Source organism: Actinokineospora terrae (genome assembly GCF_900111175.1).
Lineage (GTDB): Bacteria > Actinomycetota > Actinomycetes > Mycobacteriales > Pseudonocardiaceae > Actinokineospora > Actinokineospora terrae.
On sequence record NZ_FOGI01000014.1, the window covers coordinates 57,240 to 73,217 of the forward strand.

Genomic DNA, 15,978 nt, shown 5'->3' on the forward strand with positions numbered 1-15,978 from the left:
GAGGGGGACGTTCGGACAAGCGACTGTGGCGGGGGCGTGGCGGCCAACGTCGGTGAAGGGCGGGTGGAGACCAGCGTCTGCGAGGGGCGCGCTGGGACTAACGCCCAGGAAGGGCGCGCTGGGACCAACGACCGTGGCGAGGGCGTGAGGGCCAACGTCGGTCAAGGCCGGGTGGAGACCAGCGTCTGCGAGGGGCGCGCTGGGACTAACGCCCAGGAAGGGCGCGCTGGGACCAACGACCGTGGCGGGGGCGTGGGGGCCAACGGTCGTGAGGGCCGGGCTGGGACCGATTACCGTGGCGGGCGCGTAGGGGCGTTTCCCGGTCGCGGAGGTGTCGCGCTCCGTGGGAGTCGCCCTGGCAGCGGGGGGTCGCGAAAGTGCGATCACGCGATGCCGCCGGGTGGGGTGGTCGGTGGTGCTGGAGGGTGGGTCATGCACTGCCGCCGGGTAGTGGTGCGGTGGGGCGGGGGGTCACTCGGCACCACCGCCGGCGGGGGTGACGGTGAGGATGGCGCGGGAGTCTGGGCGTAGGGCTTTCGCGGCGGCCGATACGGCGTCGGGGGTGACGGCGTTGATGCGGTCGGGGAGTTCGTAGACCAGGGACGGGTTGCCGTAGAGGAGTTCGAACGCGCCGAGGGCCAGGGTGCGGCTGACGATGCGGTCGTGTTCCTTGTGCAGGCTCGCGGCCCAGCGGGCGGTGATCTTGGCGAGTTCCTCCTGGTCCGGCGGGGTGCTGGCCAGGCGCTCGAGTTCCTCGTCGATGGCGGCGAGTACCGGGGCCAGGTCCGCGTCCGGGGAGTACATCGCGGTGATGGTGAAGGTGTCCGGGTCGCGGGCCTCGAACGGGCCGAACATGCCGCAGCCCGCGCTGACCTCGGTGACCAGCTGGTCGCCGTAGACCAGGCGCTGCTGCAGGCGGGAGCCGTCGCCGTCGGTGAGGACGCCCGCGAGCACCAGGTACGCCAGGTAGGCGTCGAGCTCGTCGATCGGGTCCGGGATGCGGTAGCCGATGGCGACCGCGGGCAGCGGGGCGAGCGGGTCCGGGTGGTCGGCGCGGACCTCGGCGGCGGGCGGCGGCTCGGCGAAGGAGGGCCGCTGCGGGCGCGGGCGGGCCGGGACGTCGCCGAAGTGGCGCTCGATGAGCTCCTTGGCGGCGTCGAGGGTGAAGTCACCGGCGACGGTCAGCACCGCGTTCGCGGGGGCGTAGTAGGTGTCGAAGAACGCGGCGCAATCGGCGACCGTGGCCTGCTCCAGGTCCTCGAACCCGCCGTAGCCGTTGTGCGCGTTGGGGAAGGTCTCGAACAGCACCGGCGGGAGCAGGATCCACGGGAAACCGCCGTAGGGGCGGTTGAGCACGTTGAGCCGGATCTCCTCCTTCACCACGTCGATCTGGTTGCGCAGGTTCTCCTCGGTGAGCTTGGGAGCGCGCATCCGGTCCGCCTCCAGGAACAGCGCGCGCTCCAGCGCCGCCGAGGGCAGGACCTCGAAGTAGTCGGTGTAGTCCGGGTGGGTGGACCCGTTGAAGGTGCCACCGGAGGACTGCACGTGCCGGAAGTGCGCCAGCTTCTCCAGGCTCTCGCTGCCCTGGAACATCAGGTGCTCGAACAGGTGGGCGAACCCCGTCCGGCCTTCCGGCTCGGACCGGAAGCCCACGTCGTAATGCACGCTGACGCCGACGACCGGCGCGGTGTCGTCGGGGGCGAGGACGACCCGCAGTCCGTTGGCGAGCGTGTAGCGGTGCGGCTGGGAAACGGTCACGCGGCCGAGCCTACGGGAGGTGCGCCACAGGCGGACACCGTGCGTGTCCGCCTGTGGATGAATCAGGGTCTTGTGGACTAGGCCGACTGCCGACCGGAGCGCTTGCGCCGCTGGGCGATCAGCAGGAACGCGCCACCGCCGAGGGCGGCGAGGCCGAGCAGCACCATCCCGCCGACCGCCGCGCCGGTGACGGGCAGGTCACCGGAGCCGCCGTCGGCGTTGGGGGCGGTGCCGCCCTGCGGTGCCGGGGAGGTGGTGGTGGACCCGCCGGTCGGGGTCGTCCCGGTCGAACTGGTCGGCGGCGCCGTCGTCGTGGTGTCCGGGGTGGACGGTTGGGTCGTCGGCGTGGTGGTCTCGTCCCGCTCGCAGTCGACCTTGAAGGTCTCGGTGGTCGTCAGGCCGGAACCGGTCAGGTGGGCGGTGTAGCCGCCGTCCGCGAAGACACCGACGTGGCGGGTCCACTGGTAGACGCCGTCGCCGTCGAAGCGCACGTTCTCCTCGAAGCCGGGCTTGCCGTCGATGGTGAACTTCCGCTCGGCCGGGTAGGGGCCGACCGCGTAGTAGCGGAAGGTCACGACTGACTGCTCGTCGACGCAGCGGGAGGAGATCTGCAGGCCGTCGGTGTCGACCTTGACGTCCTCGCAGAAGTCCACGGAGACACCGGTGACGGTCTCGGTGCCGTCCGAACCCTTCACGATGACCTTGTAGTCGCCCGCTTCGATCGGGCCGAGGTTGGCGCTACCGTGCCCGACAGCGGGAACCGTGACGGTCTTGGTCGCCTCGTGCGCGGAGACGGTGTAGTCCACCGAGATCCGGTTGGGGTTGTCGATCTCGACCCACAGGTTGGGCAGGCTGTTGATGTTGTCCTTGCCGTCGCACTGCGCGTAAGTGCCCAAACCGGGCGCGTTGCCCGAACGGCAGTTGACGCTGAAGGTCTTGATGACGGGTGGGTCGAAACCGGGCCCGTGCAGCTTGATCTGGTACTTGTCGCGGTCGTCGTAGGCGTTGTCGACGACCGTGTACGCCACGCCCGGGGCGATCTCACCGGAGTGGGTGTAGGGCAGGTCGATGTCGATCGCGTACTCGCGCACCTCGTCGGTGGACGGGTTGGTGACCTTCGCGGTCACGATGCCCCAGCCGCCGCGGCACTGGACCGAGACCTCCAGGGGATCCTCGGACGGGGTGTCCTCGGTGCACGGTCGGACCACGACGGGCAGCCCGTCCGAGGCCTCGCCCGCGCCGTCGATCTCCACGGTGTACTCACCCGGCGGGACGGGCTTGAAGGTCACCTTGGGCTCGTCGTTGGCCTTGGTGGTCTTCGCCGGGAGGTCCGAGCCGACCAGGCGGACGGTGAACGGCCCGCTGTCGTGGATGGCGACCTCGACCGAGCGCACGCCCTTCTTGCAGATGCTGGCGACGGTAGCCGGGGTCGGGCTGACCACCTCGTCCATCGGGTAGTCCGGGAAGGACAGGTCCGGGTCGTCCTGGGCCAGGGCGGGCAGCGCGGTGGCCACCAGGGTCAACCCGGTCGCGATCGCCACAGCGGCGCGCTTCACGAACGTGAGCAAGCGGACCTCCCAGAACACGCGATAAGTGCGCGAAACGTACACCGCGTGACCGCAGATCCGCTAATTACCCCCAATGGTGTGTATGTCCAGGTCAGACGTGTGACTAATTGACAACTGTCAGTGCTTTTCGGTCGCTCCGAACGCCTCATCGAGCGCGCCCAGGAACGGGGTCAGCCGGGTAGCGAACTCCCGCTGGTCAGCGCCGAGGTCCGGGTCCTGGGAGGCGTACCAGTGCACGCCCGCGGGGTCGACCGGGCCGAACCCGGTCAGCCAGCGCTCGGACTCGCCGAGGGCGACGGCGTAGGGCAGCGACCGGGAGAACACCACCTCGCGCTCGCTCGACACCGTCTCCGGCCCCACGCTCGCGAGGAACGCCGCGACACCTCTTACCTGCTGCGCCAGCGCAGATCCGCGCTGGGTGCGAACCGGCACGAACCGAGCGCCGGTAAGCAGCCCGAGGCCACCTAGACCAACCGCCACGGCGAGCAGGGCAGGACCACCGGTCAACGCCAGCACTAACGCCCCGACCACTCCGACCGCCAACACAGCGGCCCCGACGAGACCCAGGCGACCGAGCCCGCCGGGAGTGCGCGTGAACCAGCCGCGAGAGACGGCGTCGGCATGGATCGCGGTCCTGGCCGCGGTGATGTCGAGCGGGGAGGTCCGCAGGGACGAGAGAGTGACCGACTCCGTGCCCTCTGGCAGCAACGTGCGGTAGACGACGCGCTCGTAGTCGGTAAGCGCGTCATCCGCGGCGTTGCGCCGGACGATCTGCCAGTCACCGCTGGACTCGGTGACCCACAGGTAGTTGCGGACGGCGAGGTCCACGACGGTGGCCGCGAGTTCGCGGTGACCGGCGCGCTCGGCGAGGAGAGCTCCGGCCTGTCCGGGTAGGACGCCGTCTGGGGAGGCGAAGGTGACCTTGCCGCCGTCGTTGACAACGAGTTCGACCGGTCCTACCTCGGCGGCGAGCATCTTGGCCTCACGCTCACGCGCACGCCAGAGGAACACGAATCCACCTAGCAGCAAGAGACCGACAAGGCCCAACCCTGCGCCACTGAGCGGAGTCACGGCGAACGCGGTCGAGGCTGCCTTCTCGTACCGAGCGTTGGCCGGGACAAGACCAGCGGGCAGCTTGGCGGACAGGTCGACCCGCGACCCACTGTCCAGATCGGACTGGCTGACCCGGAGGACGCCGCTGTCGGTCAGGGCGGACTGGCAGGTGTCCTCCGTCCCGGGTCGCCCGGCGAGGCAGACGAAGTCGCGGCCGGGGCGCGGCGTGAGGAGCGAGACCCGCACCAGGGTCAGCTTGGTGTCCCACCCGCTCACCGGCTGCCAGCGGAACTCCTGCCGGTCGCCGAGGTCGTCGATGGTGCCGTCCACGGTGTAGAGGACTGTCGACGCACCGCCGTCGAGGCGAACGGTGAGAGTGTCGGCGGTGACGTCAACCGCGCCGTTGCCCTCAACCTTGGCATTACGGACGGTGAACACACGGTCGCCTACACGCAGCGGTGCCACACGGACCATCCGCTGCTTCGCGCGCACGATGACCTGCTCGCGGACGGTGAGGCTACCGTCGCGTTCGACCTTGAGCTGGATGTTGACGCTGCCGGGCAAGATCGGCTGAACAGCACCGGGAGGCCTGCTCGGGCCTCCCGTGGGCGGGATCGGATCGATCACCGGCGGCTTCACCGTCCCGGTCGGACCCGGTTTGGGGATCGGGAAATCGATGCTCGGCACCGTGGGCGGTATCGACGGGAACGTCGGCTGTTCCGCCGCCGCAGCGCCCGCAACCACACACACGGTGAACAATGCCATCACCGCCGCGACGGTGATCCCCCATTTCCTCAACACGGCAGCGAACGATAGCCGAGCGCCCTTATGCTCACCGCCGGTCTGGCCGAATTGGTCGACCCAAGCCGACACGGGGGAACGATGAGCCATCCGCCACTGGGTCCGTGGCGCCCACACGGCCCGTACCCGCCACCGATGCCGGTGGCACCGCCGCCGATGGCGTTACCGGGCTACCAAGCACCACAGGGCTATCCCCCAGCGCAGTACCCCACGTTGCACTACCCAGCGCAGCAGTATCCGCCGCAGCAGCAGTACCCCGGTCAGCACTACCCGCAGCCACCGTATCCACAAAGGACTCCGTGGCCGCCGCACGGTTACGCGCCGGTGCCTCGGAAGTCCAACACCGGCATGGTGATCTCGATCTGCATAGTCGTCCTGTTACTCGCGGGGGCGTCTCTGGTCGGATACGTGCAGTTGGCAGGTAAGCGGAGCCGGTCCAACGATGTCGGCTACTCCGCCCCCACTACGACAGCCTCGTCGCGCACTACGACAACGACGGCCACTACTACGACAACCACGACCAGCCGTACCACGACGTCCGCTAGGACAACCACGACGAGGTCGTCCCGACCCACGACGACTACGCAGTCGGGTCCCAAGCCGGTCCTCGCACTCGGGGACAACCCGCTGTTCAGCGCCACCAACGGCGTCAACGCGGCAACGTGCAACCTCCCCGCCTGGCGCAGCGACCCGAAGGCCACGCAGGCGTTCTTCACCGCGGCCCTACCGTGCTTCGACCAGGCGTGGGCGCCGGTGATGCAGCGCGCGGGCCTGCCCTACGCCGCTCCCAAGCTGGCGTTCCCCGGCGGGAAGACGTGGACCAGCCCCTGCGGGACCGCGGAGGCGGGCTGGGCCGCGTTCTACTGCTCGCAGGACAGCACCATCTACCTGCCCTTCGAAGGCCTGCAGACCGAGAAGCTCGGCACCAAGACCGGGTCGTACCTGGCGCTGTTCGCGCACGAGTTCGGCCACCACATCCAGGCGCTCTCCGGTGTCTCGGACGCCTACTGGGACGCGCGCTACGCCGCCGGTGACCAAACCCCGGCCGGTCTTGAACTGTCACGGCGGTCGGAACTCCAGGCGCAGTGCCTGGGTGGGATGTGGTTCGCCGGTGGTCAGCACGGCGGCGGCTCGATCACCGACACCGTCATCCGGGACATGCTGGCCGATGGCTACGAACGCGGCGACTGGCAGGAAGACCTCCCGCGTGACCACGGGAGCCAACAGCACTACGGCGCGTGGCAGGAACACGGGTTCACCACCAACCGGACCGCGCCGTGCAACACCTGGCTGGCGGCCGCGGCCGACGTCAGTTAGTCCCGCCGCTTGAGCTGGGTGAACCCGGCTCCGGCAATCCCGGCGAAGACGAGCAGGACCACGGCGAAGGGGCGGGCATCCAGCGTCGCCCCCGTCGTGGCCCTGGCGAGGTGGACAACGCCATCGCCGACGGTTACCTCTACCGTCTCGCCGGACTCGTGTCCGCAAGCGTCAAAGAAGGCATCTTGCTTGCCGCCGTCGGTGACGTAAGAGACCCGCTCTTGGCCGCTGCCGTCGCACGGGACCCCAGCGAGCACGGTCGCACTAACCGTCGTAGCCGTCTCCGGCCCGCTGGACCAGTGCCCTAACGCACCAGCGAACGCCAGCCCCAACGCCACGATGACGCTGAACGCCGCGACAGCCGCCAACTTCAAGGCGGACGCCGGTATGGCGAACGGGACTCGCATGCCCGGATCGTCGCAGACCGCGCGAGGAACCGTCAGTCCTCGGCCGGCGTCACCTTGCGGATGTAGAGCAACCGGTCACCGAGCTCGATGGCGTCGGCCTCCGAGGAGTCGACCCGGTAGAGCTTCCCGGCGCGCACCAGCCCCAGCACGATGTCCGGCAGGTGCCGCGGCGACCCGCCCACCTCGCTGTCCTCGACCTCGCGCTCGGCGATGGCCAGGCCCTCGTCCGGGGTGATGAGGTCCTCGACCATGTCCACCACGGTCGGGGTGTGCGTCGCCATGCCCAGCAGCCGCCCGGCGGTCTCGCTGGACACCACCACCTGGTTCGCGCCGGACTGGCGCAGCAGGTGCACGTTCTCGGTCTCGCGGACCGCGGCCACGATCTGCGCGTTGGGCGACATCTCCCTGGCGGTCAGCGTGATCAGCACCGCCGAGTCGTCCCGGCTGGCCGCGACCACCACCGACTTGGCCCTGGGCACGCCAGCGACGCGCAGCACGTCCGATCTCGTGCCGGAGCCGTGCACCGTCACCAGCCCGAGCGACGAGGCCGCGTCCAACATGGCCTGGTCGGTGTCCACGACCACGATGCGGCTCGGCTCGACCCCGTCGGAGAGCACCGCGCTCACCGCCGACCTGCCCTTGGTGCCGTACCCGACGACCACCACGTGGTCCCGCACGTTCGACCTCCACCGCTGGATCTTGAAAGCCTGCCGGGAGCGCTCGGTCAGCACCGCGAGCGTGGTGCCGACCAGGACGATGAGGAAGAGCACCCGCAACGGGGTGATGACCAGGATGTTGAGCAGCCTGGCCGAGTCGCTGGCCGGGGTGATGTCACCGTAGCCGGTGGTCGAGAGGGACACGGTGGCGTAGTAGACGGCGTCGAGGAAGGAGATGCCGTCCTCGTTGACGTCGCGGTAGCCGTCGCGGTCGAGGTAGACCAGCAGGACGGCCGCGAACAGCGCCACCACCGCCCAGGCGATCCGGCGCACGATGGCGGTGACCGGGCTGACGCTGCTCTCCGGCATGCGGATGATGCCGACCAGGTCGTGCTCGGCCCGTCCGGCGAGGTCCTCAGCCGAGCGCCGTGGGCGGATCACCGCCACTTCCCCACCGTGCGACTCACGGCCGGAAGGCTACCCACCCGCTCCCGGATCCGCTCGCTCCCACCCTCCTCAGCGGATCTCGCCGGTGCTGCCGGTGGCCAGCACCCTGGCCAGCAGCACCTCGGCCTCCTCCCGGGTCTTGGCGGTGGCGATGATGATCGGCGGCGGGGACTCGGCCAGGTCGCGGGCCTCGGTGAGGGTGCAGCCGAGCACCTCGCGCAGCACCTTGATCAGCTGGATGCGGAACTCGCCGACCTCGGTGACCACCACGTCGAAGGCGATCCGGCGGACGCTGATGGCCTCGGACAGGTAGATGTAGCCGTCGAGCGCGGACGGGTCCCTGGCGACCAGGTCGACCAGCCTGCGCACCGACGAGAGCTGGTCGACCCCGGCGACCGTCTTGTCCGGCCGGTCGGCGATGAGCGCCTGCCGCGACTCGGCGATCTCCTTGTAGAACGCGGGCAGCCGGTACTGCACGATCAGCAGGTCGACCAGCACGATCGGGCTGTAGTCCGGGCCCTCGAAGATCTCCTTGGCCAGCTCGTTGTTGAGGATGAACGAGTTGACGAACCGCTTGAGCTGCCGCGGATTGGGGTCGAGCCCGGCGACGATGTCGTCGGTAACCCCGACGAGCTCCTCCGGCAGCATCGACTTCACGAACCGGGTCGCGGCCGCCTTGGTGATGGGCGGTAGCGCGAACGGCACCTGCACGATCTTGTCGAGGTAGTGCTCACTGATGCCCCGGTCGCCGTAACGGGCGCGGATAGTGCTCTCCAGCGCCTCCCGGTCGACACCGAGGACGAAGACACAGCCGGAGATGTTGAGGAACAGCTTGAGCGCCTCAAGTGTCTTGAGGATGTACTCGGGCAGACACCGGTCCAGGTCGTCTATGAAGAACGCCAGCCGGATGGCACCGCGCTCGGTTGCCTTGTCGAGCAGGTCGCGCAGGTGCTTGTGGAGCAAGATCTGCTGCTCACGGGCCTTGAACCGTTCATCCAAGAACCGCTGCCTGAGCTGATCGAGATCGGCAGAGCCATCAACCAGCGGCTGCACCCACTGGGTCAGGTCCGTGAACGCCCCCGCTACGGAGGTCAGCAGCTCCCGGGCCTGGCTGCCGCTCTTCTCGGCCAGGCCCAACTGGGCGACCATGGTGTGCAGCAGCCCTATGGCCGGGTTCTCGTCGAACTGGTGCTGCCAGGAGTCGAACCAGACGGTGTAGAAGTCGGTCTCGCTCTCCAGCTCCCCTTGCACCAACTTCATCAGGGAGGTCTTACCGGTCCCCCAGGACCCGTAGACGCCTACGACCAACGGCGTGTCACACACCTTCACCGCCGTGGCCAACGCCCTGGCGATCTTGTCCCGATCGAGCGCGTCAACCGAGGCAGGCTCGTCATTGCGGATCCCAGCGGGAGTGGTGGACACGCCTGTGTAGATCGCCTGCGGAGTCAGCCCGTTACTCGGCGTGGGGAATGGTGCGCAGCAGCGCCTTGAGACCTTCGGCGTCCATGAGGTCGGCGGGGCGCAGGGTGGTGTTGGGGCGGACGTAGTGGAAGGCGGCTCGGACTCGGTCCAGGGGGATGCCGGAAAGGCCGGACCAGGCGAGGCGGTAAGCGGCGAGTTGGACGGTGAGGGCCGGGAGGTGGTCGTCGTCGGGGACGCGGCCGGTCTTCCAGTCGACGATGGTCCAGCCGCCGTCCGGGTCGAGGTAGACGGCGTCCATGCGGCCGCGGATGGCGATGCCGTCGACGTCGGTGGCGAACGGGACCTCGACCTCGTGCGGGGTGCGGTTGGCCCAGTCGCTGGCCAGGAACGCCTCGCGCAGCCGGTCGAGCTCGGAGTCGGGAGCGGCGTCGTCGTCGGCGGCGCCGGGGAGCTCGTCCAGGTCGAGCAGGGCGCGGGAGCCGAACCGGCGCTCCAGCCAGGCGTGGAAGGCGGTACCCCGCCTGGCGACCGGGTTCGGCGGGAACGGCAGCGGGCGGCGGAGCCTGCGGGCCAGCGCGGTCGGGTCGGCGGCCAGTTCGACGAGCTGGCTCACCGAGAGGCTGTCCGGCAACCGCACCTGCTCCTGGCGCCCCCCGGAGGCCCGCTCGGCCAGCAGGACGTCCGTGTCGCGCACCCAGCCGTCCGGGTCGTCCTGCTCCTCGACCGCGTCCTCCCCCGCGCGCAGCGCCGCCAACTCGGCGCGCACCAGCTCCGCCCCCGCGACCACATCGGACCGCCGGTCGCGCAACGGGTCGGCGGGCCAGCTCGCGGACCGGACGGCGGCGGTGAGCGGGTTCTCGGTGCCTTCCTCGGGCTCCTCGGCCCAGATGTCCACATACGCCTCGTACCCGCCGAGGTCGGTCAGGAAGTCGGACGGGCCGCGCGGTGTGCTCCCGGTGCGCGCCCACCAGTGCCCCGACACCAGCAGCACCCGCTCCGACCTGGTCAGCGCGACGTAGAACAGCCGCCGCTCCTCCAGCAGGCCGCGCTCGGCGAACTCCTCGTTGTGGATCTTCAGCTGCTGCTCGACCTCCTTGCGGTTGGCCGCGCCCGCCAGGTTCAACCTCGGCAGGTCGACCGCGTCGCCGCGCAGGTCGGCGGGCAGTTCGGTGACCGTGCGCAGCCAGCTGCCGCCGCGCCGACCGCTCGGGAACACCTCGCGCACCACGTGCGGCACGGCGACGACCTCCCACTCCAGGCCCTTCGCGGAGTGGACGGTGACGATCTGCACCCGGTCCTCGGCGACCACGACCTCGCCCGGCTCCAGCCCGTCCTCGGCGGCCTCCGCGGTGGCGAGGTAGTCCAGCAGCGCGGACAGGCTCGCCGCCGGGGCCGCCTGCGCGTAGTCGGCGACGACGTCGGCGAACGCGTCCAGGTGCGCCCGGCCCGCGCCACCCCGGCGGGCGGTGGCCTCGATGTCGAGCAGCATGGTGCGCTCCACGTCGGCGACCAGCTCGGGCAGTGGCTGGTCGAGCCTGCGCCGTAGCATCGTCAGCTCGCGGCCGAGGGTGCGGACGCGCTGGTAGCCCGCCTCGGAGTACAGCGCGGGCTCGCCCGGGTCGTCGATCGCGTCGACCAGCCCGGCCTGCTCGGCGCCCTCCCCCGGCACGAGGTTGCCCGGCTCGGTGGCGTACGCACCGGCCAGCGCGCTCGCGCGGCGCGACAACGCGGCCAGGTCGGCGGCGCCGACGCGCCAGCGGGACCCGGTGAGCAGGCGGGCGGCGGCGGTACCGGCGAGCGGGTCGATCAGCACGCGCAGGGTGCTGACCAGGTCGCGCACCTCGGGTTCGTCGAGCAGCCCGCCGAGGCCGACGACCTCGACCGGCAGTCCGCGTTCCCGCAGGGCGGTGGCGATGTCGGCCATGTCGGCGCGGCGGCGCACCAGGACGGCGGCGGTCGGCGGCGTCCCGCGCTCCTCGACCACGGCGTGCCAGCGGTCCGCGACCTGGTTGGCCAGCCACTGCACCTCGGTGTCCACATCGGACAGCAGGGCGATCCGGATGTCGCCGGGCGGCGCTTCCTCTCGGGCGCGCAGCTCGTCGACCTCCAAGCCGCTGCGGCGCAACGGGTCGGACACGGCGTTGGCGAGCTCGAGCACCTCCGGCGGGTTGCGGAAGCTGGTGAGCAGGCCGTAGCGGGTCGCCGGTTCCTTGCGGCCGCGGTGCTTCTGCGGGAAGTCGGTGGTGAACCGGGGCAGGTTGGCCGCGCTCGCGCCGCGCCAGCCGTAGATCGCCTGCGCCGGGTCGCCGACCGCGGTGACCGGCATCGGCTCCGCGTCCGGGTACTCCAGCGAGCTGCCGAACAGCGACCGCAGCAGTACCCGTTGGGAGTGCCCGGTGTCCTGGTACTCGTCGAGCAGCACGGCGCCGAAGCGGGCCCGCTCACCGGCGACGGTCTCGGGGTGGCTGGCGGCGAGCTTGGCGGCCAACGACATCTGGTCGCCGAAGTCGAGCGCGCCCTCCTTGCGCTTGCGGTCGGCGTACGCCTGCACGAGCGGCAGGAGCGCGACCCGGAACCGTTGCGTGACAAGGATCTTCTGCAGGTCCTGGGACGGCTCGGCGCGCTGGCCCTTGGCGCGGGGGGCGGACTCGATGGCGGCGCAGACGGCCTCCGCGTGCTCGCGCAGCGCGTCCGGCTCGACCAGGTGCTCGGCCAGTTCGCCCGCGAGGGAGAGCAGGTACTGGGTGACGGTGGCGGGCACGTAGTCGGTGTCGAGGTCCTGGCCCCAGGTGGACACGACGCGGTGCGCGGCCTGCCAGGACGCGGTCTCGGTGAGCAGCCGGGCGCCGGGCTCGACGGGCAGGCGCAGGCCGTGTTCGGCGACGAGTCGGCCGGCGTAGGCGTGGTAGGTGAGGATCGTGGGCTCGCCCGCGAACACGGCGGCTTTGCGCTCACCGGTCGGGTCGAGCTTGTCGAGCAGCTTGGCGCCCGCGAGCCTGCGCAACCGGGCCCGGACCCGTTCAGCGAGCTGCCGGGCGGCCTTGCGGGTGAAGGTCAACCCCAGCACCCGCTCCGGCGTGACGAGCCCGTTGGCCACCAACCAGACCACGCGCCCGGCCATGGTCTCGGTCTTGCCCGCCCCCGCCCCGGCGACGACGAGCGCGGGTTCCGGCGGCGCGGAGATGACCTCGGCCTGCTCCCGGGTGGGCGGCTTCAACCCCAGTTCGGCCGCCAACTCCACCGGGCTGACCAGCGCCAACCCGGGCAGCGGCAAACTCACCGAGACCTCCACCTCACCCGCGACACTGTACTCCGAACCCCCGACAACCCGCCCGCGTGGACGAGCGGGTCAGGCCTACTCGGTGACCTGGCGGCCGCTGGGGTGCAGGGGGCAGGCGGTGCGGACGGGGCAGCGGGGGCAGTCCGGGTTCTCGTAGGCGGTGTACTCCGGGCCCACGGTCGACGCGGCGGCCTCGCGCACGATGTTCAGCCAGTGGGTGGCGGACTCGCCGTGGACCGGGGACTGGGTGCGTTCGGTGGCGCTGGTCTTCTTGTTGGGTTTGGCGACGTAGAGCAGGCGGGCGCCGCCGGGGTCGGTGCCGAGGTCGGCGAAGGCGCCGTAGGCGACGGCCAGTTGGTACACGGCGAGTTGGGGGTGTTCCTGGGCGTCGTTGGCGCTGACCGGGGACTTGCCGGTCTTGATGTCGACGATCACCGGGCGGCCCTCGGCGTCGACCTCCAGGCGGTCCACCCGGCCTGCGACGGTGATCTTGTCCGGGAGTTCGACGGAGACCTCGCGTTCGACGGCCACCTGCGTCAACTCCGAGCGGGTGGCCGCCATCCAGCCGAGGAAGGTGTCCAGCATCGCCCGGATCCGCTGCCGCTCCCGCCGGGAGAACCACGGCGCCCCGGCGTCGACCGAGTTCCACGCCCTGTCCAGCTCGACCATCAGCTCCGCGCGCGGCACCCCGGACGCCGCCGCCTGGGCCAGCGCGTGCACCAGGGTCCCGGTGACCGCCGCCAGCTCGGCCGGGTCCTGCCCGCCGTGCCGCTCGACCATCCACCGCAGCGGGCACTTGGCCAGGATCTCCACTGTGGACGGTGACACCCGCACCGGCTCGTCGGCGGCGCGCAGCGGGGCGACGGTCGTCAACTCCGGCAGCCCGTACCAACTGTCCGGGTTCGCCCCCGGCACGCCCGCCTCGGCCAACCTGGCCAACTGCCGCGCCGCCTGACCACGCCGAGCCGCGTCGACACCGGCGTCGCACACGACCTGCCGCAACTCGCCGACGAGATCGGCCAGCACCAGCGCCCGCTCCTGCTCGGCCATCGGCACCGGCATGTCGGTCTCCGCCGTGTCGGCGCCTGCCAGCTCGGCCAGGAACCGCGACGGCTGCTCGTCGTCCCCGCGCACCGCGCTGACCAGCAGCTTCGACCGAGCCCGGGACGCCGCGACCAGCAACAGCCGCCGCTCCTCCGCCAGCAGCGGTGCCGTCGCCGAAACCTGCTCCCCCACACCGGAAAGCATGTCGACCAGCCGCTCCACACCGAGCAGCGACCCGCGCAGCCGCAGGTCCGGCCAGGCACCTTCCTGCACGCCGGGCACCGCCACGACCGCCCACTCGCGACCGGCGGCGGCGTGCGCGGTCAGCACCGCGACAGCATCCCCTTGCGGCGCGGTGGGTGCGAGCGTGTCGCCCGCGATCCGTTGCGACACGATGTGACTCACGAACCCCGTGACGTCCGACCCGGGCAGCCGCTCCGCGTACCGCTGCGCCGTGTGGAACAACGCCACGATCGCGTCCAGGTCCCGGTCCGCCTGCGCCCCGACCGGGCCCCCGCGCGAGGCGACGGTCACCCACCGCGCCTCCAGGCCGCTGGTCTGCCACACGTCCCAGAGGATCTGCTCCAGCCCGACACCCTCGTCGATCCCCTTGCGCGCCAGGGAGATCAGCCCGGCGACCCGGCGGACCGGACCGGCCTCGGTGTCGGCGAGCGCGCTGAGCTTGTCGTCGTCGTTGATGACCTCGACCAGCAGCTCGTCGCTCGACTTGTCGCCGCCGGAGGTCAGCTCCAGCCTGCGCAGACCACGCCGCAACCGCCGCAGCGCCAACGGATCCGCGCCGCCGAGCTGCGACGACAGCAACATCTCCGCCAACGCCGGGTCGAGCACCGCGGGCACGGCGGCGCACCGCAGCAGTGCCAACAACGGTCGCACAGCGGGCTGTTGCGACAACGGCAGCTCGTCCCCCGGCGCCGCGACCGGAACCCCCGCTGCCGCGAGCGCCCGGTGCAGCACCGGCACCGAGCGGGTCGCCGAGCGCACCAGCACGGCCATGTCCGCCCACGGCACCCCGTCGAGCAAGTGCGCGCGCCGCAACTGGTTCGCCACCCAGCTCGCCTCGGCCGCGGCGGACGGGTGCAGCCGCACCATGACCGTCCCGCCCTCGGCCTGGCTCTTGTCGACCCGCCGCACCCCGCCCGGCAACCGCGCCGCCAGGTGCGACACAGCTCGACGGACAGCGGGCGCCATCCGGTGACCGGACCCGAGAACCACCGTGCCGCCGCCGGGATCGGCGTCGCGCAACAGGGCTGGATCGGCGCCGCGGAAGGAGAAGATCGCCTGGTCCGGATCGCCCGCGACGACGAACTCCTTCGCCGCGCCGCCCAGGGTCCGCAGCAGCGCGTACTGCAACGGGTCGAGGTGCTGGGCGTCGTCGACGAGCAGGTACCTGACCCGGTCGCGTTCGGCGTTGAGCAGCTCGGTGTCGGTCTCGAAGGCCAGCAGGGCGCTGGCGACCAGCTCGGCGGCGTCCAGCGCGGGCGCGGCGGTGTGCGCGATGCCGCTGTCCGCCGACCCGATCAGCAGCGTGACCTGTTCGTACTGCTGCCCGAACCGGCCCGCCGCGATCCACTCCTCGCGCCCTTCCCGCTTGCCCAGGTCCACCAGGTCCTCGGGGCCGAGACCGCGTTCGGCGGCGCGCAGGATCAGGTCCCGCAGCTCCTCGGCGAACCCGGGCACGGCGAGCGCGGGCCGCAGCCGTTCTGGCCAGTGCCGGGCGCCCATGTCGATGTCGCCTGCCAGCAGCTCCCGGATCACCGCGTCCTGCTCGGGACCGGACAGCAGCCGGGGGCCGGGGCCGTCGTGCAGCATCGCCTGGATGCGCAGGACGGCGAAGGCGTAGGAGTGCACGGTGCGCACCAGCGGTTCCCGCACGGTCCGGGGCGCGCCCTGGTCGGTGAGCAGCTCGGTGACGCGTCCGCGCAGGTCGGCGGCGGCGCGGCGGCTCGCGGTGAGCACCAGCAGCTGCTCGGGGTCGACCCCGCCGCGCAGGATCCGGTCGGCGGCCAGCTCCGCGAGCAGGGTCGTCTTGCCCGAGCCGGGACCACCCAGCACGCGGACGAACCCGTCGGCGCCGGAGAGCACCCGGCGGGCGTCCTCGCCCCAGCGCAGCGGGCGCCTGCGCGGCTGCGGTCCGCGGACCAGCCGCGGAGCGAGCGGCGACTTCCCGGCGACCATCCGCCGATTGGACCACGGCCGCCACCGGG

9 protein-coding genes are annotated in these 15,978 nt (G+C 71.3%); 1 reads left to right on the forward strand and 8 read right to left on the reverse strand.

Translation table 11 applies throughout. From position 1 onward, the window contains the following. Window positions 1–471: 471 nt before the first annotated feature. The 3 genes from BMY07_RS28055 to BMY07_RS28065 form a co-directional block, all read right to left on the reverse strand. The gene (locus tag BMY07_RS28055; protein ID WP_092785307.1) at window positions 472–1,758 is read right to left on the reverse strand and encodes a M16 family metallopeptidase; all 1,287 of its coding nucleotides are present in this window, start codon (window positions 1,756–1,758) and stop codon (window positions 472–474) included. Between the two features lie 77 nt (window positions 1,759–1,835). Further along, window positions 1,836–3,326 carry an LPXTG cell wall anchor domain-containing protein gene (locus tag BMY07_RS28060; protein ID WP_143073680.1) on the reverse strand — a complete coding sequence of 497 codons (1,491 nt, stop codon included), beginning with the start codon at window positions 3,324–3,326 and terminating at the stop codon, window positions 1,836–1,838. A gap of 117 nt (window positions 3,327–3,443) precedes the next feature. Further along, complete coding sequence (locus BMY07_RS28065) at window positions 3,444–5,180, reverse strand: DUF2207 family protein (RefSeq protein WP_177215831.1); 1,737 nt, start codon at window positions 5,178–5,180, stop codon at window positions 3,444–3,446. A gap of 324 nt (window positions 5,181–5,504) precedes the next feature. Here BMY07_RS28065 and BMY07_RS28070 point away from each other — a divergent pair, with 324 nt between their 5' ends. Continuing rightward, a complete protein-coding gene (locus BMY07_RS28070; RefSeq protein ID WP_177215833.1) occupies window positions 5,505–6,497 on the forward strand; it encodes a neutral zinc metallopeptidase in 993 nt (330 codons plus the stop codon). Here the strand turns inward: BMY07_RS28070 and BMY07_RS28075 are convergent. From BMY07_RS28075 to BMY07_RS28095, 5 genes are all read right to left on the reverse strand, one after another. Next, complete coding sequence (locus tag BMY07_RS28075; RefSeq protein ID WP_092785313.1) at window positions 6,494–6,904, reverse strand: hypothetical protein; 411 nt, start codon at window positions 6,902–6,904, stop codon at window positions 6,494–6,496. The genes BMY07_RS28070 and BMY07_RS28075 overlap by 4 nt on opposite strands. A 32-nt stretch (window positions 6,905–6,936) precedes the next feature. Next, window positions 6,937–8,001 carry a potassium channel family protein gene (locus BMY07_RS28080; protein ID WP_425426361.1) on the reverse strand — a complete coding sequence of 355 codons (1,065 nt, stop codon included), beginning with the start codon at window positions 7,999–8,001 and terminating at the stop codon, window positions 6,937–6,939. A 75-nt stretch (window positions 8,002–8,076) separates the two neighbouring features. Beyond that, entirely contained in the window at window positions 8,077–9,429 is a 1,353-nt protein-coding gene (locus BMY07_RS28085) for a ribosomal protein L7/L12 (protein ID WP_092785315.1), read from the reverse strand. Window positions 9,430–9,460: 31 nt separating this feature from the next. Further along, window positions 9,461–12,709 (reverse strand): ATP-dependent helicase, encoded by a 3,249-nt coding sequence (locus tag BMY07_RS28090; RefSeq protein ID WP_281245098.1) that lies wholly within the window; start codon window positions 12,707–12,709, stop codon window positions 9,461–9,463. Between the two features lie 75 nt (window positions 12,710–12,784). Further along, complete coding sequence (locus BMY07_RS28095; RefSeq protein WP_092785317.1) at window positions 12,785–15,949, reverse strand: ATP-dependent helicase; 3,165 nt, start codon at window positions 15,947–15,949, stop codon at window positions 12,785–12,787. Window positions 15,950–15,978 lie beyond the last annotated feature (29 nt).